Source organism: Caproicibacter sp. BJN0012 (assembly GCF_035986805.1).
GTDB lineage: Bacteria > Bacillota > Clostridia > Oscillospirales > Acutalibacteraceae > Caproicibacter.
This window is the reverse complement of record NZ_CP142518.1, coordinates 974,368-998,072: the sequence shown is the minus strand read 5'-3', so window position 1 is coordinate 998,072 and position 23,705 is coordinate 974,368. Positions and strand designations below refer to the sequence as shown.

At 43.7% G+C, this 23,705-nt stretch carries 25 protein-coding genes; 17 read left to right on the top strand and 8 right to left on the bottom strand.

The window, feature by feature from the left end:
- The first annotated feature begins 88 nt into the window (after window positions 1-88).
- The gene (locus VA597_RS04860) at window positions 89-757 is read left to right on the top strand and encodes a Crp/Fnr family transcriptional regulator (protein WP_195464790.1); all 669 of its coding nucleotides are present in this window, start codon (window positions 89-91) and stop codon (window positions 755-757) included.
- Window positions 758-813: 56 nt separating this feature from the next.
- Here VA597_RS04860 and VA597_RS04855 read toward each other — a convergent pair whose 3' ends face one another.
- Window positions 814-1,329, bottom strand: coding sequence for a hypothetical protein (locus VA597_RS04855; RefSeq protein ID WP_266161649.1), 516 nt, complete (start codon window positions 1,327-1,329; stop codon window positions 814-816).
- A gap of 165 nt (window positions 1,330-1,494) precedes the next feature.
- Here VA597_RS04855 and asrA point away from each other — a divergent pair, with 165 nt between their 5' ends.
- The 3 genes from asrA to asrC are packed head-to-tail and all read left to right on the top strand — an operon-like array spanning window position 1,495 to window position 4,275.
- A complete protein-coding gene (gene asrA / locus VA597_RS04850) occupies window positions 1,495-2,514 on the top strand; it encodes an anaerobic sulfite reductase subunit AsrA (RefSeq protein WP_326975379.1) in 1,020 nt (339 codons plus the stop codon).
- Window positions 2,501-3,295 carry an anaerobic sulfite reductase subunit AsrB gene (gene asrB / locus VA597_RS04845; RefSeq protein WP_326975378.1) on the top strand — a complete coding sequence of 265 codons (795 nt, stop codon included), beginning with the start codon at window positions 2,501-2,503 and terminating at the stop codon, window positions 3,293-3,295. Before asrA ends, asrB begins: the two co-directional genes overlap by 14 nt.
- A 17-nt stretch (window positions 3,296-3,312) precedes the next feature.
- On the top strand, window positions 3,313-4,275 hold the full coding sequence (asrC, locus tag VA597_RS04840; protein ID WP_326975377.1) for a sulfite reductase subunit C: 963 nt from the start codon (window positions 3,313-3,315) through the stop codon (window positions 4,273-4,275).
- Window positions 4,276-4,359: 84 nt separating this feature from the next.
- Here the strand turns inward: asrC and VA597_RS04835 are convergent, their stop codons facing one another.
- Window positions 4,360-5,736: an MFS transporter gene (locus VA597_RS04835; protein ID WP_266161646.1), complete on the bottom strand. Its 1,377-nt coding sequence runs from the start codon at window positions 5,734-5,736 to the stop codon at window positions 4,360-4,362.
- A 115-nt stretch (window positions 5,737-5,851) separates the two neighbouring features.
- On the opposite strand from VA597_RS04835, the gene VA597_RS04830 reads away from it, so the two are divergent.
- The 5 genes from VA597_RS04830 to VA597_RS04810 all read left to right on the top strand — a co-directional run bounded on the left by VA597_RS04830 (window position 5,852) and on the right by VA597_RS04810 (window position 10,181).
- Complete coding sequence (locus tag VA597_RS04830; RefSeq protein ID WP_266161644.1) at window positions 5,852-6,295, top strand: DUF488 family protein, N3 subclade; 444 nt, start codon at window positions 5,852-5,854, stop codon at window positions 6,293-6,295.
- 62 nt (window positions 6,296-6,357) lie between these two features.
- The gene (gene hcp / locus VA597_RS04825; RefSeq protein WP_326975662.1) at window positions 6,358-8,205 is read left to right on the top strand and encodes a hydroxylamine reductase; all 1,848 of its coding nucleotides are present in this window, start codon (window positions 6,358-6,360) and stop codon (window positions 8,203-8,205) included.
- A 57-nt stretch (window positions 8,206-8,262) separates the two neighbouring features.
- Entirely contained in the window at window positions 8,263-8,877 is a 615-nt protein-coding gene (locus VA597_RS04820) for a hypothetical protein (protein WP_326975376.1), read from the top strand.
- A 1-nt stretch (window position 8,878) separates the two neighbouring features.
- Window positions 8,879-9,415 (top strand): hemerythrin domain-containing protein, encoded by a 537-nt coding sequence (locus tag VA597_RS04815; protein WP_326975375.1) that lies wholly within the window; start codon window positions 8,879-8,881, stop codon window positions 9,413-9,415.
- 19 nt (window positions 9,416-9,434) lie between these two features.
- The gene (locus VA597_RS04810) at window positions 9,435-10,181 is read left to right on the top strand and encodes an FprA family A-type flavoprotein (protein ID WP_326975374.1); all 747 of its coding nucleotides are present in this window, start codon (window positions 9,435-9,437) and stop codon (window positions 10,179-10,181) included.
- Window positions 10,182-10,324: 143 nt separating this feature from the next.
- Here the strand turns inward: VA597_RS04810 and VA597_RS04805 are convergent, their stop codons facing one another.
- From VA597_RS04805 to VA597_RS04780, 6 genes are all read right to left on the bottom strand, one after another.
- Window positions 10,325-10,735 (bottom strand): hemerythrin domain-containing protein, encoded by a 411-nt coding sequence (locus tag VA597_RS04805; RefSeq protein ID WP_195464771.1) that lies wholly within the window; start codon window positions 10,733-10,735, stop codon window positions 10,325-10,327.
- Between the two features lie 188 nt (window positions 10,736-10,923).
- A complete protein-coding gene (locus VA597_RS04800; protein ID WP_195464769.1) occupies window positions 10,924-11,112 on the bottom strand; it encodes a ferredoxin in 189 nt (62 codons plus the stop codon).
- Window positions 11,113-11,165: 53 nt separating this feature from the next.
- Window positions 11,166-11,507, bottom strand: coding sequence for a cupin domain-containing protein (locus VA597_RS04795; RefSeq protein WP_326975373.1), 342 nt, complete (start codon window positions 11,505-11,507; stop codon window positions 11,166-11,168).
- Between the two features lie 33 nt (window positions 11,508-11,540).
- Window positions 11,541-12,734: a DUF438 domain-containing protein gene (locus tag VA597_RS04790; protein ID WP_326975372.1), complete on the bottom strand. Its 1,194-nt coding sequence runs from the start codon at window positions 12,732-12,734 to the stop codon at window positions 11,541-11,543.
- Window positions 12,735-13,061: 327 nt separating this feature from the next.
- Entirely contained in the window at window positions 13,062-13,742 is a 681-nt protein-coding gene (locus VA597_RS04785) for a Crp/Fnr family transcriptional regulator (protein WP_326975371.1), read from the bottom strand.
- A gap of 88 nt (window positions 13,743-13,830) precedes the next feature.
- Window positions 13,831-14,511: a Crp/Fnr family transcriptional regulator gene (locus VA597_RS04780; RefSeq protein WP_326975370.1), complete on the bottom strand. Its 681-nt coding sequence runs from the start codon at window positions 14,509-14,511 to the stop codon at window positions 13,831-13,833.
- 204 nt (window positions 14,512-14,715) lie between these two features.
- Between VA597_RS04780 and VA597_RS04775 the strand changes: the two genes are divergently transcribed.
- The 8 genes from VA597_RS04775 (at window position 14,716) to VA597_RS04740 (ending at window position 23,527) form a co-directional block, all read left to right on the top strand.
- Window positions 14,716-15,417 (top strand): ABC transporter ATP-binding protein, encoded by a 702-nt coding sequence (locus tag VA597_RS04775; protein ID WP_326975369.1) that lies wholly within the window; start codon window positions 14,716-14,718, stop codon window positions 15,415-15,417.
- Window positions 15,411-17,729, top strand: coding sequence for an ABC transporter permease (locus VA597_RS04770; protein ID WP_326975368.1), 2,319 nt, complete (start codon window positions 15,411-15,413; stop codon window positions 17,727-17,729). Before VA597_RS04775 ends, VA597_RS04770 begins: the two co-directional genes overlap by 7 nt.
- 25 nt (window positions 17,730-17,754) lie before the next feature.
- A complete protein-coding gene (locus VA597_RS04765) occupies window positions 17,755-18,906 on the top strand; it encodes an HlyD family secretion protein (RefSeq protein ID WP_326975367.1) in 1,152 nt (383 codons plus the stop codon).
- A gap of 74 nt (window positions 18,907-18,980) precedes the next feature.
- Window positions 18,981-20,147: a hypothetical protein gene (locus tag VA597_RS04760; protein ID WP_326975366.1), complete on the top strand. Its 1,167-nt coding sequence runs from the start codon at window positions 18,981-18,983 to the stop codon at window positions 20,145-20,147.
- A gap of 136 nt (window positions 20,148-20,283) precedes the next feature.
- A complete protein-coding gene (locus tag VA597_RS04755; RefSeq protein ID WP_326975365.1) occupies window positions 20,284-22,164 on the top strand; it encodes a heavy metal translocating P-type ATPase in 1,881 nt (626 codons plus the stop codon).
- Window positions 22,165-22,290: 126 nt separating this feature from the next.
- Window positions 22,291-22,506: a heavy-metal-associated domain-containing protein gene (locus tag VA597_RS04750; RefSeq protein WP_195464749.1), complete on the top strand. Its 216-nt coding sequence runs from the start codon at window positions 22,291-22,293 to the stop codon at window positions 22,504-22,506.
- A 25-nt stretch (window positions 22,507-22,531) separates the two neighbouring features.
- Window positions 22,532-22,828, top strand: coding sequence for a hypothetical protein (locus VA597_RS04745; RefSeq protein WP_195464747.1), 297 nt, complete (start codon window positions 22,532-22,534; stop codon window positions 22,826-22,828).
- Between the two features lie 39 nt (window positions 22,829-22,867).
- Window positions 22,868-23,527 carry a Crp/Fnr family transcriptional regulator gene (locus VA597_RS04740; protein WP_326975364.1) on the top strand — a complete coding sequence of 220 codons (660 nt, stop codon included), beginning with the start codon at window positions 22,868-22,870 and terminating at the stop codon, window positions 23,525-23,527.
- The last annotated feature ends 178 nt before the right edge of the window (window positions 23,528-23,705 follow it).

The following is a 23,705-nucleotide window of genomic DNA, read 5'->3' as shown; positions in this document are numbered from 1 at the left end:
CCTTGGATATTTTAACATAGTATACTCCTTACGTTGCGATTGCAACATGACTTTGTGTATGCTATGATCGTAAATGGGGTGAGAGTGTATGCCAAACGAAATTATAAAAATTAAAGGCTCGCGCTTGTTCGAAAATATTCAGGAAACCGAGCTGACCGCCATGTTAAATTGTCTGGGGGCAGTAACCAGAAGTTTCCAAAAATCAGAGTTTATTTTTATAGAAGGTTCGGAACTCAAACAAATCGGTGTGGTGATTGAGGGAACCGTTCATATGGTCAAAGAAGATATATGGGGTGAAAAGACAATTTTTGCCACCATGACATCTGGGGAAATCTTTGGAGAAAGTTTCGTATGCGGAGATTACAGTAGCAGCGCCGTATCCTTTCAGGCGGCAACTGATTGCAAAATACTATGTCTGTCATTCCATCGCGTACTTTGTTCATGCAATAAATCCTGCGTTTATCATCATAAGCTTATTGAAAATATGGTGACTTTAATCGCACGAAAAAACGTGAAGCTGATGGAAAAGATGGATATTCTGTCTAAAAAGTCCATACGGGAACGTGTTTTAACATGGCTTTCTCAGCAGGTACAGATAAACCAAAGTGATAAATTCGAGTCGCCGTTGGGACGTATTGAGCTGGCTGATTATTTATGTGTAGACCGCAGCGCCTTAACTAGGGAACTATCCCGAATGAAAACTGACGGGTTGCTGGATTACGATAAAAATACATTTTCCATGGAAAGGCTAACATAATAGAATCTTTCTTTAAAATGGTTCCCGCTATTGCCGGGAACCATTTTTTTTGCAAATCATTCGTCAGAGTCCATCTGGAAAGAGAGTTTGTATTGCCATTCTCCAAGCTCATTAATAAACAAGATTAGGTCTTTTTCATCACAATCGTAACCGATGAAGAAAAAAGCCCTATAAAAAAATCCCATTATTTTGTGATCCTTCAAGAGCTTTACATCAGAAATTGACGAAGAAGCCATAAAAAGCAAACCTGAGAGAAGCACGTATCTCAATTGCGCATTTTTCATTCCATTTAACCCTGCAATATCACAATCATTATTACGTCCGCAAGGCGAGGCACATTCCAGACACCGGGGCACCAGTTTCCACTTTTCTTCATGAATCACCTCAATTTGATCGTGAATCTGCTGGCAGGATTCCTCCCAATGTGGGAAGCACATCTGCATTCCTTTGAGAAAAGCCCTATCTGTTTCTTCCGTTGGTCTGTTTACGTTTCCATCTGTTGCGCGTGCAAGTCCAATTAGAGCTCCTATCAATTGCCCTTTCGCAATTTGAGGATTTTCTTCTTTATACATTTGATTGCCCCCTATAGCAGTCGAAGGAAGTAATATTCATTATAAATTTGAAATTCACTTCTGTATGTTGCGATTGCAACGTCATTGTGGAAACTGAACATTATAATAAAAAGTTGAGATATTAAAAAGATTGCGGACAAGTGCTTTATTAAGGAGGAAAAATAGATGGGCTTTTATCTCAACGAGAATGGCCTGAATGCTATCTTGGAATGCTTAGGAAAAGAATATAAGATTTATGGGCCAATCCGAATCACCGGTGGCAATACTTTTTCTGACGTGGATTGTATTCGGTACGGAGTTATTAAAAAAGCCAGGGATATTGTGTTTGACCAAAAATCAAATTATTCATTCAAAGAAGTGCTGTTTCCTGTCTCTCAGACACTTCTGTCTTTTACGGACGAGCGGATATGTGAAGCGGAACCGGAGGAAAAAGGTAGTATCGTTTTCCTTCGCAGTTGCGACCTGCATGCAGTCAAGCGGCTGGATGGAATCTTCCTTCAAAATGGCCGCAATGAAGATTATTATTACAAAAGGCTACGGGAAAGAACAAAATTTATTTTAATGGGTTGCAGGAAAGCATTTGACAGCTGCTTTTGCGTCGATATGGGAACTAACCAAACGAACGAATATGATATGAGCCTTGAGCCAACAGACGGAGGTTTCCTCGTAGACAATCGTTGTGACGAATGGAGCAGGCTTTTGAAAGAGCATTGTATGGATCAGAGGGTAGTGATCCCTTCTCATGTTTCGGAGACGAAAAATCATGTTTTGATACCAAATGAGCTTTCCCCCGAAGTAGGCAAATCGAAAATATGGGATGAGTATGACAGTCGGTGCATTAACTGCGGCCGCTGCAATTTTGTTTGTCCGACCTGTACGTGTTTCACGATGCAGGATATTTCGGAAAGTCGAGTTGTTGGAGAGCGTCGGCGTGTACACGCATCCTGCATGGTCAATGGTTTTACCGACATTGCGGGCGGCGGGAGCTTCCGAAAGAAAAACGGTGAGCGGATGCGATATAAGGTTTTGCATAAGGTCTATGATTTCAAGGAACGTTTCGGCTATCAAATGTGTGTCGGCTGCGGCCGTTGTGACGATATCTGTCCGGAATATATCTCTTTTTCCCATTGTGTCAACCGCTTGCAGGATGCAGTTGAGGAGGTAAAAGACTATGCCGCAAAATGAATATGTTTCGTTCCCATCTGAGATTAAGGAAGTTATTCAGCATACACAGATCGAATATACTTTCAGAATGGCATATGAAGGCAAAATAAAACCTGGACAGTTTTTTGAGGTATCCATGCCAAAATACGGAGAAGCTCCTATTTCAGTCAGTGGCATGGGAGATGGTACGATAGACCTTACCATACGAAAGGTTGGCCTTGTCACGGACGAAGTCTTTGAACGCTACGTAGGGGAACGGCTCTTTTTGCGCGGGCCCTATGGCAACGGTTTTGACCTGAATGATTTTAAAGAGAAGGAGATTGTCATTATATCCGGCGGTACAGGCCTTTCTCCGGTTAAAGGATTAGTGGATTATTTTGCACGCCATCCGGATGAAATGCTGGGTATGACGTTGATTGCAGGCTTTAAATCTCCGAATGATATTTTATTTAAAGAAGACCTGAAACGCTGGGAGAAGATAATTCACATCATTTTGACCGTGGACGACGCGCATGGAGACGATTCCTATCGGGAAGGGCTGGTCACACAATATATTCCTCAGTTGAAGCTGAAAAGCTGTCCCGATGCAGTCGCGGCGGTAGTCGGTCCGCCGGTGATGATGAAGTTTGCCGTGCAGGGTCTGCTAAAAGAAGATTTTAAGGAAAAGAATATCTGGATTTCACAGGAACGGAAAATGTGTTGTGGCGTCGGTAAATGCGGACACTGTAAAATTGGCAGCAGCTACGTGTGCCTTGACGGTCCGGTGTTCAATTATGCTGCTGGCAAATGTCTGGCAGACTGAGAAGGGATGTGTTTTGATTGGATATTGATACGAAAGTGTTGAAAAAGAACGCCTTTCGCGTTACCAAGGAACGCGGACTAACGGCTTCACGAATTCGTGTGCCCGGCGGGCATATGGATGCGAAATATTTATCCATGATTCAAACCATTGCGGAAACCTACGGAAACGGAACCGTCCATATCACCAGCCGTCAGGGCTTTGAATTGCCTGGCATCCGTTTTGAGGACATGCCGCAAGTAAACGAAATGCTCCAGCCGGTGATCGAAGGACTTGGTATCAACCAGACACAAGCGGGAAAAGGATATCCGGCGTCCGGAACCCGTAATGTCACCGCCTGCGTCGGAAGTAGGGTTTGTCCCTATGCCTGCTATGATACAACGGCATTTGCACAGCAAATTGAAAAGGCAATATACCCAAACGATCTGCATTTCAAGATTGCCCTCACGGGTTGCCCAAATGATTGCGCAAAGGTTCGGATGCATGATTTTGGAATTATGGGCATGACCGAACCGCATCTGGAACCGGAACGGTGTGTAAGTTGCGGTGCCTGCGTCAAATTTTGCAAAAAAAAATCGGCTGGTGCGCTCACCGTTGAGAAATATCGTCCACACCGGAATGCGGAAAAGTGCATTGGGTGCGGAGAATGTGTGCTCAACTGCCCAACTCGTGCTTGGACGCGAAGCAGTCAAAAATATTACCGCCTGACATTGTTAGGCCGCTCAGGAAAGAAAAATCCCCGGCTAGGGGAAGACTTCATCAAATGGGCGGATGAAGACAGCATTGTAAAAATTATTCTGAATACATACGATTATGTAGAGCACTACATCGACCCCAACGCCGTAGGCGGCAAGGAGCACATTGGCTATATTGTCGATCGCACAGGATTTGAAGAATTCAAAAATTGGGCGCTCCATGACATTTCTCTTCCTGAAATTGCAGAAGTCGTTTCACCGGTTTATTGGCAGGGAATCAGGTACTGAGTTAAATGCACAAATTGCATTAAAATTGTTTATCAGCATCGACCATCTGGTGAGCTATTCAACACGGCTTCCCAGATGGTCATTTTACGCTTTCCTCTGCCTTTTTAAATCATCCAGAATCACTGGATATTCTTGATCCAGTTTATAGTGTGAAAGAACCGCGATCTGAAATACAATGACTACCAGCGGCAAAGCAAGAGAAAGCCATTGGATTGCATTGACCGCGGATGCCGAGGGCGATTCAGTATGTGCTGAGTATCCGCATAAAGAAAGCGTCAGTGGAAGGGCGGAACTTCCAATCGCAGCGCCGATCTTCTTACCAAAGCTCGTCATGCTGAATAGAATTCCCTCGCTATGTACACCGCTTTTTAGGTAGCCGTATTCGGCAGTATCGGCAAGCATCGCCATAGAGACGCCGGTAATCGGTGCATTCCCCACTCCTCGCAGCAGGTTGTCCGTCACCGCCAGAGGGATACTGTGCGGATTTAACGTTTGTATTAGAATCCCAGCGGCAGAAATGCTAAGTCCCAGAATGACCGAATTGCGTTTTCCGAATTGCTTGACAAGGGGTGACAGTAAGAAAAGGCCCGCAACCTTAGCCAAGGTATTCACGGTTGTCAGCAGCCCAATCAGCGTGCTGTTCCCCAAAACATATTGCGTGTAATAAATTTTGATTCCGCCCGAAACAGGAGCCGAGATGTAGGATGCGATCGCTGTGAGGAACAGCATGAACCAGTATTTGTTCTGTTTTAAAAATCCGAAATCTTCCCGGACCGGGATTCGGATTTTTTTAACCGGAATTGCTTGCCCAACCCGTTCTTTTGTAAAACAGTAAGTAACAAGATATAAAAGCACCGACAGTGTGCCATAAAGGGCAGAAACAAGTTGCCAGCCGACCCTGCCGCCGCCCAAAAGTTTTATAAGCGGCAGCATGCAATTATTGACAGCAAGTGTTCCAATCAGCGACATTACCATGCGGAAAATATTCAGCGATGCCCGTTCGTATGGATTCTGTGTCATCAGGGAATTCAGAACCCCGTAAGGAATATTCAACGAAGATAAAAAGAAGTTGGATGTGGTATAGGTAATAAAGATATAAACGTATTTTCCGATATCAGGCAGATTTGGCAATGAAAATAGCAGAGCGCCGGAAGCCGCAAATGGCAGGCACATGCGTAGAATCCATGGACGGGCTTTCCCTTGCTTCGATTTTCCTGCATCCACCAAAAGACCGATCAGTATATCGGTGAAAGCGCTGAGCAGCCGCGAAACGAGGAAAATTGTTCCTACTGCGGCAGCGTTTACTTTTATGACATCCGTATAGTAAAACAGAAGATATGTGCTCATGGCTACTGCAATACCAACGTCCGCGAGACCGCCACAACCGTAGGCCAGTTTTTCGGGAAATGCGATTTTTTCGTCTCCTTGATATGCTTTTATTGGAGTAGTTTCAAATTTCATGGTATCTCTCCCAGAAAAGGTTTTTCTCAGTATATATAAATAAAAATTATGATGATGTTGCATTTGCAACATCATCATACCCCAAAATCCTGTACAATCGAGAACAGAAACGGGGGTGAGAGAGATAAGCAGCATATTTGAAATCAGTGCTTATCAGACATCGGCATCCGAATTTTTTGATAAAATTCTGCAAAATCACGCGGATCTTGTGCTGGATGTACGGTTGAAAAACGATTCACAGCTTTGCGGGTTTACAAAGAAAAAAGATTTAACTTTCTTTGTCCCCAAAATCTGTCATGCTGCTTATGTCCACGACCGCTTTTTCACGCCGGAACCGCAGCTTCTAGACCGTTATCTTCATCATTGGATTCAGTGGGATCAATATTCTGCAGAGTATCGGTCTGCTATGGAAGCCCGAAACGCCATCAGTTACTTTCAGGAGCATTACGGGAACTACTCCTGTGTATGCCTGATCGGTACAGCCACTAAAAGACGTCGTTCCCACAGCGAGGTCCTTCGGGGGCTTCTTGCAGACTCAAAAAGACTGGCAGGTGAGTGATTATGAATTTGTATCATAAAATCAAAAAATATTTTTTGAATGAAGAACAGGAGGAACAAGAAATGGGAAACAAAATGTTTTGCTATCAATGTCAGGAAACAGCCGGATGCTCCGGCTGCACGCAAACGGGTGTTTGTGGAAAGACACCCGAAACGGCTAATTTGCAGGATCTGCTTATCTATGTAACAAAAGGTCTGTCCGAAGTAACTACACAGCTTCGCACAGAGAAAAAAACGATTTCTACGGACATTAATCATCTTATTACGGAAAATCTTTTTGTGACCATCACCAACGCGAACTTTGACCCTGATTTTATTACTGACCGCATTCAGACTACGCTAAACCATAAAAGAGAGTTGCTGGGCCAGTTAAATAACCGCGAGAGTCTCTCTGAAGCAGCATTATGGGATGCGCAGAAAGTGGAATACGCGGCGAAAGCTTCTTTGGTCGGCGTTCTTGCCACTGAAGACGAGGATATCCGCAGCCTGCGTGAACTGATCCTCTACGGTCTCAAGGGCATGGCGGCTTATTTAAAGCATGCGAACGCGCTTGGCAAGGAAAATGAAGCAGTTGACGCATTCCTGCAGAGTGCGCTTGCCAAAACAATGGACAGTTCTCTTGGTGTCAATGAGCTGGTGGCTCTAACGCTGGAAACCGGAAAATATGGTGTTGATGCGCTGGCACTGTTGGATGACGCAAATACATCCGCTTACGGAAAACCGGAAATCACAAAGGTAAAGCTTGGCGTCGGTAAAAATCCTGCCATTCTGATTTCAGGCCATGATCTGCGCGATCTTGAAATGCTTCTTAAGCAGACAGAGGGCACCGGCGTCGATGTCTACACCCATTCCGAAATGCTGCCTGCACATTATTACCCTGCATTCAAAAAATACTCCCATTTTGTCGGCAATTACGGCAACGCATGGTGGAAGCAGAAGGAAGAGTTTGAAGCCTTTAACGGCCCAATTCTTATGACAACGAACTGCCTTGTTCCGCCAAAGGACAGCTACAAAGACCGGGTTTACACAACAGGCACTGTAAGCTACCCCGGATGCCCTCACATTTCAGGCGGACCCGGTGAAGAAAAGGATTTTTCTGCACTGATTGCCCATGCTAAACGCTGCGCTCCGCCGACTGAACTTGAAACCGGTGAAATTGTCGGAGGCTTCGCACACGACCAGGTCCTCGCACTCGCGGATCAGATTGTGGCTGCGGTAAAATCCGGCGCTATCAAGAAATTCGTTGTCATGGCCGGATGCGACGGGCGGGCGAAATCCAGAAATTACTATACCGATTTTGCGAAGGCACTTCCGAAAGACGCGGTTATTTTGACGGCTGGTTGCGCCAAATACAAGTACAATAAGCTGAACCTAGGCGATATCGGCGGTATTCCGCGCGTGCTTGATGCCGGTCAGTGTAATGACAGCTATTCTCTGGCGGTGATTGCCCTCAAGCTCAAGGAAGTGTTCGGGCTTGACGACATTAACGACCTGCCGATTGTCTACAACATTGCATGGTATGAGCAGAAAGCGGTCATCGTACTGCTGGCGCTTCTGGCCCTCGGTGTAAAAAACATTCATCTTGGCCCGACGCTGCCCGCATTTCTGTCTCCTAATGTTGCGAAAGTCCTGGTGGAAAACTTCGGAATTGCAGGGGTCTCGACCGTGGATGATGATATTCAGAACTTCTTTGGTCCGCAGGAAAAGGAGCCGGAAGCAAAGGTGACAGGCGATACGCTCATTGGCGATATTCTTAGTTTCAATCCGGAAGCGGAGCGAATTTTAACAGGCTGCGGGATGCATTGCCTCGGTTGCCCCGCCTCTCAGATGGAATCTCTGAATGACGCATGCGCGGTTCACGGAATCAACGTAGACGAAGTTTTGCACAGATTGAATCAATTTTTGAAATAATGAACGGCAGAACCGGTGCGACTTTGCCGCACCGGTTCCTTTTAGGAGGATAATTTCATGAGTGCATTTTTAGGTCCTGTTCATGAGTGGATGTATCAAAAAATAAAAGGACAGGAATTTCTCGTTCAGGCCATTCTCTCACTTTCAGAGTCAGAGGGTTGGAGTAGCGGTCTTCGGCAGGAAATCAATCAAAAGTACGGAGAGCTTGAGCAAGGTCCGCTGGAAGGAATTATTGACGGGAACAATATCCACGGTTGGCTCTATGAGCGTGTTGCATGTGTTGAAAACCGTTTGGCATATGCCGTCACTCAGCTGTTGAGCGGCCATGAAGAAAGACTTAAGAGCATTTTATCTGTATTTTATCAGGATGGGCAGGAAAAAGGAACATCGTCCTCCTCCAATTTTGACTGTATGCAAATTTACACCGAAATCACCGATTTTCTTTTAGACGGAATGCCCTGCGACAGCGCAGTAGAGGTTCAGACCGAAAGTCAGGATGAAGTTATCTGGAGTTATGTCGGGGGTATCCACGAAGAATATTGGAAAGCACTCGGCGCAGATGCAGCCGTTTTTTATCGTTTACGTGCTGAATGGATCAAAGGATTCTTATTTCAAAAGTCATTTGCATTTGAGCAACTGAACGGCCTCACCTTCCGAATTTCAAGAGGGTAATATGAATACAACAATTTTTGAAACATTAAAAGAAGAACATGACCGCATCTTGACATTCTGCGGTTATGTTCGGAATACGTGCGCAAATTGCATTGAGAGCCAAAGCGTTCATGTTGCAGAGTTCCGTAGTATGGTTCAATTTATCCGCGATTACGCGGACGGACATCACCACCGAAAAGAAGAGAAAATTCTGTTTCAAGAAATGCTTGACCGTTTGGGCAGCGTTGCGGTCAATCTGGTCCAGCATGGCATGTTGGTGGAACACGATTGGGCAAGACTTCTGGTGTCTGATTTGGAGAAAGCACTGGATGCATATGAAAAAAACAGATCCACCAAGAACATGCTTGATATCATAGCCAACGCCGTCGGTTACTGCAATTTGCTGGAGCGCCATATGGAAAAAGAGAACACAGTCGTATATCCCTATGCGCAAAGGAATCTTGATCCCGGTGTGGTTCAGAGGATGACCGAGTTGGCGGAAAAAATGAATCGGGAAGATTTCTTTATGGAACGGTATTCGGACACTGTTCGAAAATAGCTTTCCGGAAAAATGGTTCATGGAAGCGATGAAGTGTTTTTGCATCCGTTTAGAAAGAAGGAGAACCATGAAATATCAACTATCCGAACAATGTTATGCTATCGGAAAGACGATCATAAAGCCGGATAAGGAATTTTCTTTTCTGGCTTACCTCATCACTGGGAAAGCAAACATCTTGATTGACACTCTCCCCGACAGAACTGCTTCCATGCTAACGGATGAAATCGTTTCTGTCATTGGAGAAAAGCCGCTGGATGCCATCATCCTGAACCATTCCGAAGAAGACCACAGCGGTGCTCTTCCAATGGTGCTGCAGCAATACCCGGACGTTCCCGTCTTGTGCACGGAAGCCTGTAAGAAACGTCTTATGAGCGCACTCCCGAAAGCCAATTTTCATGCGGTTAAAACCGGTGATGCTGTTGAATATGGGGAATACAAGTTCACGTTTTATGAGACTCCGGGATTGCACTGGGATGATAACATGGTAACTTTCTGGAACAGGAACAATATCCTTTTCTCTAACGATTTGTTTGGACAATATGCGGCGGCGGAACCTCCGATAGACCTTGATTACCCAGTAGACACGCTTTTAAAAGCGGCAGAGCGTTACTACGAAAAAGTATTCGGGTCCGCGTCACAATCAGAAAAAGAAGTGGTTTTAAAACTGGCGGACCTGCCAATCCGGCTAATTGCTCCGGGGCATGGGCTGATTATTGAAAATGAATTCTCCGCTGTAATGGAGCTTTATAGAAACAAAATAGAATAATAGAATTGGCAAAACGACAGCCATTGCTGAGAAAGGATTCATCCCTCTTGCGGCAATGGCTGTCTCCTTATAGTTCTGGGCAGGAGCGTTCTCCACGGAAATGTCCAAAGCATTTGTTTTGGGTTCACTCTTTTTCCTGCTCGCTAATCTTCTGCCAACGGATACAAGATTCCGTCCTCGCGGCGAATTCTTTCTTCAATCAGACTGAACATTTTTTTGCTGTCTGTAAGGAAAGGATCCTTGCTTTGAAGAATTTTAAAGGGCGTATTATACTGTTGGACAAACGCTCCAAACTGTTCCGCAAGGCTACCCATCTCATGATTGAATTCTTTCGCTTTATCCTTTACTTCCTGACGGTTGCTATGCATAAGTGAGGGGTACAGAAATTTGTCTTCCGACATCAGATGCATTTTTAGTTTTCCAGACAGGGCATTGATCTGAAAAGCAATATCATTTATGTTTGACTCAAGGTTAGCGGAAACCAAAGCGTTTATATTTTTGATGAGTTCATAAATCTCCCCGTGCTGCTTCTTTAACATCTCCAGATTGTTCATGATTTTGTTCTCCTTTTTACTTGTGGTGATATTAACAGTATACTGTGTCGTTCATGAAAACTATGTTGCATATGCAACGAAAAGCATATTTTTACTTTGGTATGGCCAATATTAGCCGATACAGAAGAGATGAGCGACGCTCCTTTACATGAAGGCTATCGCTCATTTTTTCATTCAGCAAAGAAAGGTTATTCAACCGTAATTACAGAAACGGGGCATCCATCCCGTGCTTCCACGGCTTTGTCTTCGGCTTCTGTAGGAACGTTTTCCTGATGAACTTCAGCCACTCCATCGTCAGCTATCCGGAAAACATCTGGGCAGGTTTCCGCGCAGAGTCCGCAGGAGATGCATCCGCTTCTGTCAAGTTTTGCTTTCATAAAGTTCTCATCCTTTCAAACTATAACAAATAATTGATATAAGAACATGCTTGTTACTGTGGGAATACAACCGTAAGGAGCATCTTGAATTTTCCGTCTGCCGCCACAGCATGAGGAATCCCCGCTGGCATCACAATGGTTTTCCCTTCTGCCAGTGAAAATTCCTGATCCCCAACGGTAATATGCGCCGTTCCTTCAAGAATAGTTAACATTGCGTCACCATCTGATGAGTGCGAGCTAATTTCTTCGTTTTCATCAAATGCAAACAGGGTGATACTCACTGCCTTGTTCTGCGCAAGCGTCCGGCTCACAACCTGTCCCTGCTGGTATTCGACCAGTGAGGGCAACTCCAATGCAGTTTTGAATTCAATGTTCTTTAAATAATGCGTTTCCATACTTTAAATCACCTTTCTTTAATTATCTCAATATTATTCTGAAACCAGACGCTTTTCACCTTTGATTTTCTGAATAGGTTTAATATTTTGGGTCACTTCCAGTACGCCGAGATACTCACCTTTTTCACTGTGTACAGCAAAATACCGAATAAGAATGTATCTTTCACCCATATCAATCCAAAAATCTTCACTCTCTTTGTGTCCGGCTTTGAAATCCTCTACAAGTTTTTCCACGATATGCACGCTTGCCGGTGGATGACAATTGGAAACCTTCCGACCTATAATGGCCTTTGTACGGGGAAAGACGCGCTCTGCACCCTGCGAAAAATACTTTACTGTGTCGTCCTTGTCCACAAAGGTAATGTCAATGGGAAGAGTATCGAGCATCCTCACAAGCTCTTCGGTTTTCAGTACCCCGGTCGGCAGAGTAACGACACCTGGAGCGGCCTCTTCCTGCCGTACGATTTCCTTTTCTTTTCGGACGATCGGCGACCACTCCGGTACGTGATCAATGAAACAATAGCCAAGTTCGCCGCTTTCTTCGGCAATACGCTTCCATTCATCCTGTGTCAGGTTTTCAAGCAGCATCGGAAGCATAATGCTTTCTTCTTTAAAAATCATCTCACTGATTTTCGCAAGGAGTTCTTCAATTTGTCCCTTCAAATGGAATAGATCTGTTGTTTTAAGCTGCATATTGATTTCTTTGAGCTGTGCGCGAATTTCGTCGTCCACACCCCACATTACCTTTGGGGGAACCGTAATACCATACTGTTCCATGTAAGGAAATAGCAGGTTCTCTTTTTTAAGATAATGGCGGTCGATCTCGGCGAGTCGATTGAGAGCGGTTTCCACATCTTTTTTTCCGGATGATTGATCTATTACTTTTCGGATTTCTGCAATCAATTTTTCAATAGCTCTATTTTCACGCTTCATGGTATTAGCTGGATGCCCGGCAATCTCAGACGGGTCTGACGGCTGATGAATTTCTTCAATGGAACCTTTAAACACGGCTGCGTGCACATCACAAAGGCGCTGAATTTCGGATACTGGCAAACCGTTCTTGATAAGAGCCTGTTCGGCCTGCGCAATTTCCTCTGCAGACACTCCTCCGAACACGGCAGCAAATCGTCCCTTGACCTCTTCAACACTTTTGCCGTTATGAAGTTGTGTGATTAATTCCTTCAGAATTTTCTGGCGATATTCCCGGTTATTGATTTCCTCACTCATGTAGATTCCTCCTTTTTGTACTCGTGTTCCACAAAAGCCTGATTTAAGGGACGTAATTTTCTGCTTTTGTACCTTTTGAAATGGTCATAAACTTACCTTCTGATGCGGGCATTCTGGACTTTATAATTTTTAGCACCCAACTGTTTCCAACAATTTAGTGATTCCCGAATCATTGTTGCATCATTCATATTCTCTCTTACTTAAATTCAGAATTTTGTCCTTGAATAGAATATCTCCCGCAGTCTGCTCCTGATTTCATCATCATTGTAACAGGCTGTGGGAGGTATTTCTGTGATCGCACTCAAATTTTTATGCCATGTTGGTAAATTAAAGATCAACGGATTTTCCGGCTGATGACTCAAGCATATTGCGATCCAGCAGCAAAATACTTTTGTTTCCGTGCGAGCGGATAATCCCTTCGTTTTCCAATTGGCCAAGCTTTCGGCTTACCGTTTCACGTGCGACTCCCAGATAGTTTGCCATACCCTCACGACTCAGTGGTAGATGAATCAGTGTTCCATCAGGAACAGACGTTCCATATTTTTCGGCAAAATCGAGGATGAGTGTACTGACACGCTCATCAACACTGCGCACCCCCATGCTTTGCAGGGTACATTCCAAGTGAGAAATTCGTTTTTCCAATTCCTCAATGATCTTTATAGCAATCTCCGGATATGAGTGAAGTAAATCATAAAAACTTTCCTTTGTAAAAGAGCATGTCCTGACCGGTTCCAGGGCTTCCACAGAGTAGGTAGATATCTGTCTGCCAAAAAGATTGCGTTCTCCGAAAAAATCCCCTTCGGAAAACACATACAGGATCTGTTCTCTGCCGTCTGGTGTAAGTTTAAAGGCTTTGGCACTTCCCTCATTGATAATCACAAGGGTGTTCGCTTTACTTCCCTCGGAAAGAAGTGTTTCTTCCTTTCGGTATTCTTTGTGGCGAATAATAGAAGCAATATGGGTCATTTCATCCTGACTTAAGGATGAAAAAATCGGTACTTTGCGCATACAGAGCTTATGTAGGCAGTGCTCGTTGCATATGTTACATTTCTCCATGAAGCGTACCACTCCTTTTTAGCAGTCTGTTCCTCATTTATCAGTCGGTGTGAAGCCTTTTAAGTGCTTTCATATCCCTGATAGTTATACTTTTGGCATCAAAGGTAATCAGGTTTTCATTGCGCATTTTCATCAATTCTCGGGATAGTGATGGCCTTTGGATCCCGAATTTTTCTGCAAGCTCCTTTTTTGATACTTCCAATCGTATCGTTGCATTATGCTGAATTCGGTATTCATAAAGTAGAAATTCGATCATGCACTGGCGAATCGTTTTCATGGAAAGAGTATTAATTTTTCCTGCCAGAATCAGTGTTTTGTCGGAGATTGACTGAAGAAAATTTTCCAGAAATCCACTGCTATTTTGGCACAGTGATAGAATTAACGTTCTGTCAGCGTGGAGAATATCCGTATCAGATTTTGCGGTCATTGTCATAGGATACGGATTATTCCGCGAGAAAAGAAGGTTTTCGCCTATAGAATCACCGGCCATAAAACTGCAAAGGGTAAGCATATCCCCGTTTGAATCAATTTTTTGAACCAAAACCGTCCCATGTAAAACAATGTCAAGACTGACACACTTCTCGTTTTGAAGGTGTATCACAGCGCCTTTGGCATATCGCTTGACATGGTAATGCTCTTTTTTTAAAAGGACTGACAATTCTTCCGTTGAAAAGCACCGAAATAAGTTGGTCAATGCAAGTGTTGGGATCAGGTTTTCCATAATTTTATCATCTTCTTTATAAAGAGTAACCTGTGTTACTCTTATTTTTGTTGCTTTAGATTATAATACAAATGAAATGAAAATGAAAGGAGAATTTATAGTTGGAAAATCTGTTTTTTAAGCAGGCATCAAAGCCAATACCGATATTAAGTGAAAAAAAATCAAGTTTTCAAATGGCCTATTTCTCTATAAGGGGGATCTGGAATGAGTTTTATTCAATTTGAAGAAGTGGAGCGGGAATACATCGTAGGAGATAGTATCATAAAAGCTGTGAAAGGAATCAGTTTTTCTCTGGAAGGAGGGTCATTTAACGTTGTGCTTGGGCAAAGCGGGGCGGGAAAAACAACGGTGTTGAATATGCTGGGCGGCATGGATTCACCGACGAAAGGAACTATCACAGTAAACGGCGAAGATATATCAAATTTTGGGGCCAAAGAACTGACTACATACCGCAGGGACAAAATTGGATTTGTATTTCAGTTTTATAACCTTGTTCCCAACCTAACAGCGCTAGAAAACGTACAGCTTGCAGAAGAAATTTGCAAAGAGCCACTGAATGCTGTGGAGATGTTGGAGCGGGTAGGTCTGGGAGAACGAAAAAGCAATTTCCCGGGCCAGATGTCCGGCGGTGAACAACAGCGGGTATCTATCGCCCGGGCACTGGCAAAAAATCCGCAGATTTTGCTTTGTGACGAACCCACCGGTGCTTTGGACTCCGGTACCGGTCGAATCGTGCTTAAGCTGATTCGCGATATAGCACGTGATATGAAAAAAACAGTAATCGTGGTCACACATAATGCACCGATCGCCGAAATGGCGGATACTGTAATCCACATGCGCGATGGGCAGATCACTGAAACCCGGCATACTGAGCATCCGCGACCTGTGGAGGAAATTGTATGGTAAAGGGTGCACTCTTTAAAAAATCGATTCAGGATATGAAGAAAAACCGATCTCAATTTCTGTCTATTTTCATTATGGCTGTACTTGCTATCGGTATGTCGGTCGGGCTGGATACCATATGGACCACAGTATATGAACATTCTCAAAGTTTTTACAAAGCCACCGACCTTTCAGATTTTTGGATATCCGCTTCGAATCCCTCCGAATTGAATCTGTGGAGGGTCCGGAATATTGAAGGTGTGCAGAAGGCGGAAAAACGGTTTTCGATCAACAATGCCACCGCCGAGATAGACGGAAAACCATCTTTGCAGATTTATGCCGTTCCCTCGGAAAACACGCTTGATATGGCGGAGGTGATGACGGGAAAAAGGGTGAGCAAACGAGGCGCAATCCTTGACCGTTCGTTCGCAGAGGCCAATCGTCTTTCTGTTGGAGACTCCCTGACCGTAAAGGTAAACGATCACAAAATTGTGGTTATAATTGAAGCACTCGCTCTTAGCAGTGAAAATATCTATGCGATTAAAGATACCGCTTCCATGATGCCGGACCCAAAGGGCTATGGGTTTATTGTGATGGATGAAGACCGGATTGCTTCCGCCTACGGCGGCGTGAAACCCTATAACCAAATCGAAGTTCAGCTTACTCCGGGAGCGGATACTGCGGCAGTCCAAAGCCAAATGGATTCCATATTCGGAAAAAAGCTCAACTTTGTGATAACACAAACCGATAATCGAGGCGTCAATTTTGCGAACGCTAAGGTTATCCAATTCCAGTCCCTTGCCACAATTTTTCCTTTTATGTTTTTTTTGGTTACCGCTCTTATCACTTTCAGCACTATGATGAGGCTGACGGAAGACCAGCGCAACCAAATAGGGATATTAAAAGCGTTAGGCTATAGCAGGAAAAGCATCTTGTGGCATTACACCTCCTATGGTGTCTACATTGGTGTAGTGGGTATCCTCGTTGGAGTCCTGTTCGGTCCAAATGTGATTGGAAGGTTGCTGCTTTCCAAATTGGAACACCTTATGACTTTTCCCATTGAGGATATGGTTGTCAACATTCCTAAGTTTCTGATCGGCGCTTCCATTATTCTGCTCTTTACCGGAGGAATCTCCTGCTACTCGTGCCTGAAGCTCCAGAATGAAACACCGTCTGAATTGCTCCGGACCAAAGCACCAAAGAGAGGTAGCCATATCTTACTGGAGCATCTGCCCTACATCTGGAACCGCCTGAAATTCAGCCAGAAACTGATTATGCGAAATGCAATGCGCAATAAATTCAGAATCATCGTAAGCATTCTCGGCGTATCGGGCTGCGCGGGGTTGATTATAGGCGCCTTGGCCCTGTTTGATCTTGTATCTGGAATTCCAAAAACACTTTATGATCAAACATACTCCTATGACCAGAAAATCATTCTCACCAGCGGTACTACAGACAAAGTTTTAAAGAATTTGCATCTTGATGGGACTGTACAGAATTTAGAGGAAACTTCCGTTCAACTTACCACTCAGAGCGGACTGCGAAAAATGTCCGTCATCTCTGTTTTTTCAAAGGAAAGTCCGCTGATCCATCTAAAGGATTTGCACGGCAATAGTGTTACCCTGCCAGATACCGGAATCGCAATGACAAGGAAACTGGCCGAACTCATGCACGTGAAAGCCGGCGATACGGTGAACTTGAAGCGAAGCGGCAATTCGTACTATCCCGTTAAAATCATTAAGATTGTTTATATGCCAAGTTCACAAGGCATTTACATGACAGACAGTTATTGGCAGGAAATCGGCGAAAAATATAGTCCCACGTCAGTGCTTGTAAAATGGACGCATAAGGATAACGATTTTTTAAACAGCGATTATGTTGCCAGCTATACAGACAGGAAAACCCAGAAATCAGATTTTGAGAGTAATCTCAGCGCTATCTTCGGGACCTCTTTCCTCCTGATTTTATCGGGTGCGATTCTGGCTTTTGTAGTACTTTATAACATGGGGATGTTGAATTTTGCCGAACGGGTAAGAGACCTCGCCACATTGGAAGTCCTTGGTTTCCATCAAAAAGAAATTCGGCCGCTTGTTCTTATGGAAAATTTATTTTCTACAATAATTGGTATCTTTTTAGGAATTCCGATCGGAAAAATTCTTGCTAATACAATAGCTGGAGGGTTTGGCGATGACTTTGATTTAATCAGCCATGTGACGGTAGACAGAATATTGATTGCAGCACTGATAACGTTGATCTTCGCAGCCATTGTAAACCATGTCGTCCGCAAAAAAATTAAATCCATTGATATGCTTCAGGCGCTGAAAAGCGTTGAATGATTGATAAAGGAAGGTTCTGCCACATATGAAAAAGTATTATGCAATTTTGCTAACCGCATTGCTTTTGCTGCTCACAGGCTGCCAAAAGACTGATAATATACCACAAACAAGCGTGTCTTCTGGGAGTTCGGCAACTAATACGGATATTGTTGCTTGGGGGGAAGTCTTATACAGCAGCGAGTCCCAAATCAGCATTGATTTTCCCGCGCAAGTGGAAAACATCAACGTGAGTGTAGGTGATAATGTAAAACAAGGAACCAAGCTGATCACACTTTCTACCGATGCATATGAAAACAATATAAAAGAGTTACAAGCAAAAGTTGACTCGGCAAAAGCTTCCGCCGACAACGTTGATCAAGCCTCTCTGCAAGAGCAGATTTCAGTTCTGAAGAATCAAATTGCTTACAAGATAAAAGAGCTCAATAACGGGAGTAGTCCGGATTTGCAATTATACAAAAATGCCCTAAATCTTGCCCAAAAGGAAGAACAACAGGCGCGTGAAGATTTGGATAAATACAAAACGTTGCTTAAAAGTGGGGCAATATCTCAATCTGATTTTAATACATATTCCGATGCGCTGAATCAAAAGAGTAAAGCTGTTAATGATGCGAAAGCTAACATTGCAAAGACAAAGCGCGCTTTGCAAGAGGCGATCGATTCGTTAAACATCTCATTGAAAACTGCGCAGGTTCAGCTAAATCAACAGAAAGCTAATGTTACAGCGGCACAGGCAAATCTTGACATAATGAGTTCAAAAGCTGACGAGCCCTACATTTCCGGGGCAAATATTGTTTCTAACCTGGCATCCGGCATTGTGAAAGAAATCAATGTAAAAAGGGGAACCATCATCAGTGGCCAAACAGCCCAAAATGTAATCAGCCTAATTGATGCGAACAGCATCTATGTCAGCGCGGAAGTACCGGAGGAATTCATTGGAGAAATCTCAGCAACCAGCAAGGTCTATATTGTGCCAACGTCTAACAAAAACTTAAAGATCACAGGACACATTACCAAAATTCCAAGTTTGGCGGTGGATCACGACGGTGACCGTGTTGTTAAAGTACAAGTGAAGCCGGATGAAAACAGCGAATATATAAAACCCGGTTTGACATCGGACGTCCATTTTTCTATTAAAAACAATGTGTCGGGAATGAAAAATAAAAGCAGCAATGATTAACAACGGACTTTACCTATCGGAAGTGAATTTTGCTATGCAAATTACTTAATAGGATATAAGGAGGAGTAAATCTCATGAAAGTGAGAAAACAAGCCGTTTTATTTACAATGGTGGTACTGTTTGCCCTGAATACGACGGTACCCGCGTTTGCAGAGGATACTGCTGAAAAAAAGACGCCCTATACAATTGAATATTCAAAGGTGGAACAAACTGTTTTGGGAAATAATTTGCAGGTAAACAGTAACATGCTAAGCCTTGACAGCCTTGATAATAAAAATGAGCTGAAGAAAAAATATGAAAATATTCTGGATACGGTTTCAAAAACCTCTCAAAGTCTTACAGCAATTCTAAATGATCCGGATGCTTCGGAAGAATTGAAAACTGTTGCAAAGGGTACCAGCGTAACGCTTTCTACCTTGTCTAAAATATTAGATATGCAGGAAGATACTTCGGAGGATGATTTTGAATTGACGGATTTACAAACTGATTTGGCAAATTATCAGATTGTGAGAACCGCTCAAAGTTTGTTTTCTACTCACTATCAGCTCCAATACAATATAGAGGACCTGACAGATTCCCGCGCACTGCTAGAAAACACTCTTTCGACTGCCCAAACGAAATACAACCTGAAGCAGGGTACCAGCCTTGATGTCGCGCAAGCCCAAGATGCCTTAAACACTTTGGATTGCAGCATAACCAATCTACAAAATCAGTCGAAAGCTATCGACACTGAAATGAATATTTTACTTGGACATTCTTATAACGATACGATTGTATTTGGAAATGTTCCAAATCCGGACACCGATTATACAAATAAAATTGATCTGAACAGTGATCTCACTGCAGCACAGGATGCAAGCTATAATATAAAAATTAAACGCAAGCAGCGCGCAGTTCTAAGTGACGAGACATATAAAGAAAAAGATAAAAAAAATGCTCTCAATGATGACATGGAACTTGAGTTACAGAACATAGGCTCATCGCTGGATAAGCAGTATAAAACCATACAAGAAAAAAAGGTTGTACTGACTGCTAAACAGCAAAAACTAGCAACCGCGGAATTTAGTCAAGAACAGGCTTTGAAAAAACATGAAGCAGGAATTCTCTCCACCATGGATTACGCTAAAATTAGATATAATACGCTTTCACAACAATATTCTGTAAAAGCTGCGATGTTGGGACTTTCCCAAGAGATAGAAAGTTATAAATGGATTATGCGTGGGCTTCCTGCATCAAATTAAATGCGTAACAGTATACAATTAAAAACTTTTTCTCTGATTTAATCAATATTTTAGCGTGTCATTAGATTTTTGACACACGTCAATTACTTCCCTGACAGGATCTGCTACGATTCAGACAGTTAGGAGGTAGATACACATGAGTAAATGGAATCGAAAACTGAATCAATTCCTTAAAAAGTATACGACACCTTTTACATTTGCAGCAGGCATACTGACAGTCTTAGGGTATCTGGCAGAACGAGTGACAAATATGAGAACAGCCACAATCATTTGTTATCTCGTTGCCACAGTGCTAGCAGGATTGCCAATCTTCTTCCGGGCAATCACAGGACTGAGGATGAAAGCCATTGGCATTGAAGTTTTAGTGAGCATTGCAGTATTTGGCGCACTGTTTATCGGAGAGTACAGCGAAGCAGCTATCGTGACATTTCTTTTCCAATTCGGAACATACCTGGAACAGCGTACGTTGCAGAAGACCCGCAGTGCCATCCGGATGCTTACAGAGATGGTACCCGCCACTGCATGGAGATTAGAGAGCCAGACAGCTGAACCAGAGGAGATTGATGCAGATGAGGTGAAAGAGGATACCCTGCTGCTGGTCAAGACTGGTGGAAAGGTAGCCGTTGATGGTATCATCGAATTCGGAGAAGGGTATCTGAATGAGGCAAGCATCAACGGCGAATCCGTTCCAATTCATAAGGTGGTTGGAGATCAGGTCTATGCCGGAACCATCCTTGACAGTGGAATCTTACAGATGCGTGCAACCCGTGTGGGAGAGGATACCACCTTTTCCAAGATTATTGCACTGGTGGAGGAGGCACAGGATGCGAAATCTCCGGTGGAACGATTTATTGACAGGTTTGCCAAATGGTATACACCCGCAGTCGTTGTAATTGCAGCACTTGTTCTGCTCATTACCCGTAACCTGGATACGGCGATCACCGTTCTTGTCCTTGCATGTCCGGGAGCCCTGGTCATTGGGGCACCGGTAGCCAACGTGGCTGGTATCGGCCGCGGTGCGAAAGACAGTGTGTTGTTAAAAGGCGGTGACAGCGTGACAACCTTCGCCAAGGTGGATACCTTCCTGTTTGATAAGACAGGAACACTTACTACAGGTCATCCTGATGTGACAAATGTTTACAGCTACACAGAAGATATTCCAGGTGCTATGAAGTTGGCGGCAGCCTTAGAAAGTACAAGCGATCATCCGCTGGCAAAGGCAATTGTGAATTATGTAAAGAAGCGGGATGTTACAGTGGAAAAAGCGGTTGCCAGTGAGACATTGAAAGGATTTGGAGTTCGTGCTGACATAGATGGAAATGTCGTAATAGCAGGCAGCAAACGGATGATGACGGAACAGGGAATCACCCTGACAAAGGAACAGCAGCGAGATTTACAAGAGGCACAAAGGAATGGCGCATCCACAGTTCTGATTTCTGAGAATGAAAAGATTTTATTATTGTTTGCTATTTCTGACAAGATTAAGGATGGCGCAGCAGAAACGATTGCAAATCTAAAGCGTCTGGGCATCAAAAAGACAGTGATGCTCACGGGAGATAATCGTAAGACAGCAGAAGCAGTTGCAGCAGAGATTGGAATAGATGAAGTGCAGGCAGAACTTCTGCCGGAGAACAAGCTTTCCGTAATACAGAAGATGCAAAGAGAAGGCAGAATCGTTGCATTCGTAGGGGATGGCGTTAATGACAGCCCGGCACTTGCTGCAGCAGACACAGGAATTGCCATGGGAGGCGGAACAGATGTGGCTGTGGAAACCTCGGATGTGGTTCTGATGCGCTCCAACCTTGAGAGCATCCCGGTGGCGATAAAGCTGGCAAAAAGAACAGTCAGTGTCCTGCAACAGAATATCGTGATTGCCGTCAGTACGGTGCTGTTGCTTTTAGCGGGACTTTTTGCCGGATATATCCGCATGGCAAGCGGCATGTTCATACATGAAGCAAGTATCCTGGTGGTCATCCTGAATGCTATGCGGCTTCTTCATAGAACAAAGAAATCATGAAGGGTTATGAGTCCATGGAAAAAGCGCAGTTTAAATTATAGATTGTAAAAAGTTGATCTGCATCAAGTATTTGATAAGCAACCCATGTTAAAATCATGATATCAATGAAAAAGGAGCGAATTTAATATGAAAAAATGTACCATGCAGTTGGGCGAACTGGTCTGTCCTATGTGTGCACAGAAAATCGAGACCGTACTGAAGAATGCTCCGGGAGTGGATTCCGTGTCCATCTTGTTCAACTCCAGTAAAGCCAAGGTGCAGTACGATGAACAGACAACGGAACCTGAAAAGCTCGCCGAGGTTGTCAGAAGTATCGGCTATGAAGTATTGAAACTTTCATAAGAATAAAAGAGAAGAGAGAGTTAACATGACATATCAGGAAATTGTAAATAGCAGCGATGTAAAGGAATTAAACAAGATCTTACCAGTCGTACAGCGCGTTCACGGCGGAAACCATCCGGAACTTTCCAGAGTGGGAGAAATTTATTCAGACATTCTTAAAGGCGCAAAATCCGGTAAAAGCAGTGAAGAAATGGCTAAGCTGTTAGATGAACTGAAATCCATAACTGGAAGTTTTATGGTTCCTGCAGATGCATGTGCTACTTTTTGTAGAACCTATGAGCTTTTGGCAAAGCTTACAGAAAATATAAGCAAAGCTGCTTAAAAGGACCTCGCCAAAACGCTTTCGGAATGGAGGGAAAAAATGTCCGGACACGTATGTGCAGAGAATGTGCCGATTTTCAATCACTTAAGTCACGAAAACCTGGAGAAAATCAGCGGAATCATGCAACACCGCTGTTATGCAAAAGGAGAAATTATCTATTCTCCCAATAAATCATGTGGATTATTTATCCTTGCAAAAGGCAGGATCAAAGTTTATCAGCTTTCGGGTTTTGGAAAGGAACAGTTGCTTCGTGTACTGGAGTCTGGAAGTGTTATAGGAGAAGACACCTTATTTGGTTCCATCAATCCGAACAGTTTTGGGGAAGCACTGACAGATATTGAGGCGTGTGTCATAGGGCGTGAGGAATTCATGGAGCTGCTCATACAATATCCTGCTATCAGTGTCAAGCTGCTGGAAGAATACAGCCGCAAGCTGGCAGAGGCGGACCAGTTGACTACCCGCACAGCGACGGAAAGTGTCGCGTTAAGACTAGCTTCCTACCTAATTGACCTGTCAAAGGTCGCTGGGGCGGATACATTTATACTTCCACTGTCTATGAAGGAGTTAGCAGCATTTTTAGCTACCACACCCGAGACCCTTTCAAGACGAATGCGACAGTTTGAAGATGATGGATTTCTGGGACGGTCGGGGAAAAACATACGCCTCTTACAGAAAGATGCATTGGAAAACGTCTTATAATAGGCGGATTATACCTATCTGGCAAACAGGAGCAACAGGGTTTCGAGGCAGAAGCCACGAATGTTTATGGCTTCTGCCTCTTCTTTTAAAAATTACAAAAATTAAATAAACTTGATATAAATCAAGGTAAGCGGAGAAAGTCTCCAGTATAATGAGAAAAAATGAAAAGAAGGACAAT

Excerpts from the sequence above, each read along its gene's own strand:
- VA597_RS04855 (WP_266161649.1), bottom strand. The coding sequence starts at position 1,329 with ATGTATAAAGAAGAAAATCCTCAAATTGCGAAAGGGCAATTGATAGGA.
- VA597_RS04820 (WP_326975376.1), top strand. The coding sequence starts at position 8,263 with ATGAGTGCATTTTTAGGTCCTGTTCATGAGTGGATGTATCAAAAAATA.
- VA597_RS04790 (WP_326975372.1), bottom strand. The coding sequence starts at position 12,734 with ATGAGTGAGGAAATCAATAACCGGGAATATCGCCAGAAAATTCTGAAG.
- VA597_RS04810 (WP_326975374.1), top strand. The coding sequence starts at position 9,435 with ATGGAAGCGATGAAGTGTTTTTGCATCCGTTTAGAAAGAAGGAGAACC.
- VA597_RS04780 (WP_326975370.1), bottom strand. The coding sequence starts at position 14,511 with ATGGAAAACCTGATCCCAACACTTGCATTGACCAACTTATTTCGGTGC.
- hcp (WP_326975662.1), top strand. The coding sequence starts at position 6,358 with ATGGGAAACAAAATGTTTTGCTATCAATGTCAGGAAACAGCCGGATGC.
- asrA (WP_326975379.1), top strand. The coding sequence starts at position 1,495 with ATGGGCTTTTATCTCAACGAGAATGGCCTGAATGCTATCTTGGAATGC.
- VA597_RS04835 (WP_266161646.1), bottom strand. The coding sequence starts at position 5,736 with ATGAAATTTGAAACTACTCCAATAAAAGCATATCAAGGAGACGAAAAA.
- VA597_RS04795 (WP_326975373.1), bottom strand. The coding sequence starts at position 11,507 with ATGGAAACGCATTATTTAAAGAACATTGAATTCAAAACTGCATTGGAG.
- VA597_RS04805 (WP_195464771.1), bottom strand. The coding sequence starts at position 10,735 with ATGAACAATCTGGAGATGTTAAAGAAGCAGCACGGGGAGATTTATGAA.
- VA597_RS04750 (WP_195464749.1), top strand. The coding sequence starts at position 22,291 with ATGAAAAAATGTACCATGCAGTTGGGCGAACTGGTCTGTCCTATGTGT.
- VA597_RS04815 (WP_326975375.1), top strand. The coding sequence starts at position 8,879 with ATGAATACAACAATTTTTGAAACATTAAAAGAAGAACATGACCGCATC.
- asrB (WP_326975378.1), top strand. The coding sequence starts at position 2,501 with ATGCCGCAAAATGAATATGTTTCGTTCCCATCTGAGATTAAGGAAGTT.
- VA597_RS04860 (WP_195464790.1), top strand. The coding sequence starts at position 89 with ATGCCAAACGAAATTATAAAAATTAAAGGCTCGCGCTTGTTCGAAAAT.
- VA597_RS04760 (WP_326975366.1), top strand. The coding sequence starts at position 18,981 with ATGAAAGTGAGAAAACAAGCCGTTTTATTTACAATGGTGGTACTGTTT.
- VA597_RS04755 (WP_326975365.1), top strand. The coding sequence starts at position 20,284 with ATGAGTAAATGGAATCGAAAACTGAATCAATTCCTTAAAAAGTATACG.
- VA597_RS04740 (WP_326975364.1), top strand. The coding sequence starts at position 22,868 with ATGTCCGGACACGTATGTGCAGAGAATGTGCCGATTTTCAATCACTTA.
- VA597_RS04800 (WP_195464769.1), bottom strand. The coding sequence starts at position 11,112 with ATGAAAGCAAAACTTGACAGAAGCGGATGCATCTCCTGCGGACTCTGC.
- VA597_RS04745 (WP_195464747.1), top strand. The coding sequence starts at position 22,532 with ATGACATATCAGGAAATTGTAAATAGCAGCGATGTAAAGGAATTAAAC.
- VA597_RS04785 (WP_326975371.1), bottom strand. The coding sequence starts at position 13,742 with ATGCGCAAAGTACCGATTTTTTCATCCTTAAGTCAGGATGAAATGACC.
- VA597_RS04775 (WP_326975369.1), top strand. The coding sequence starts at position 14,716 with ATGAGTTTTATTCAATTTGAAGAAGTGGAGCGGGAATACATCGTAGGA.
- VA597_RS04765 (WP_326975367.1), top strand. The coding sequence starts at position 17,755 with ATGAAAAAGTATTATGCAATTTTGCTAACCGCATTGCTTTTGCTGCTC.
- VA597_RS04770 (WP_326975368.1), top strand. The coding sequence starts at position 15,411 with ATGGTAAAGGGTGCACTCTTTAAAAAATCGATTCAGGATATGAAGAAA.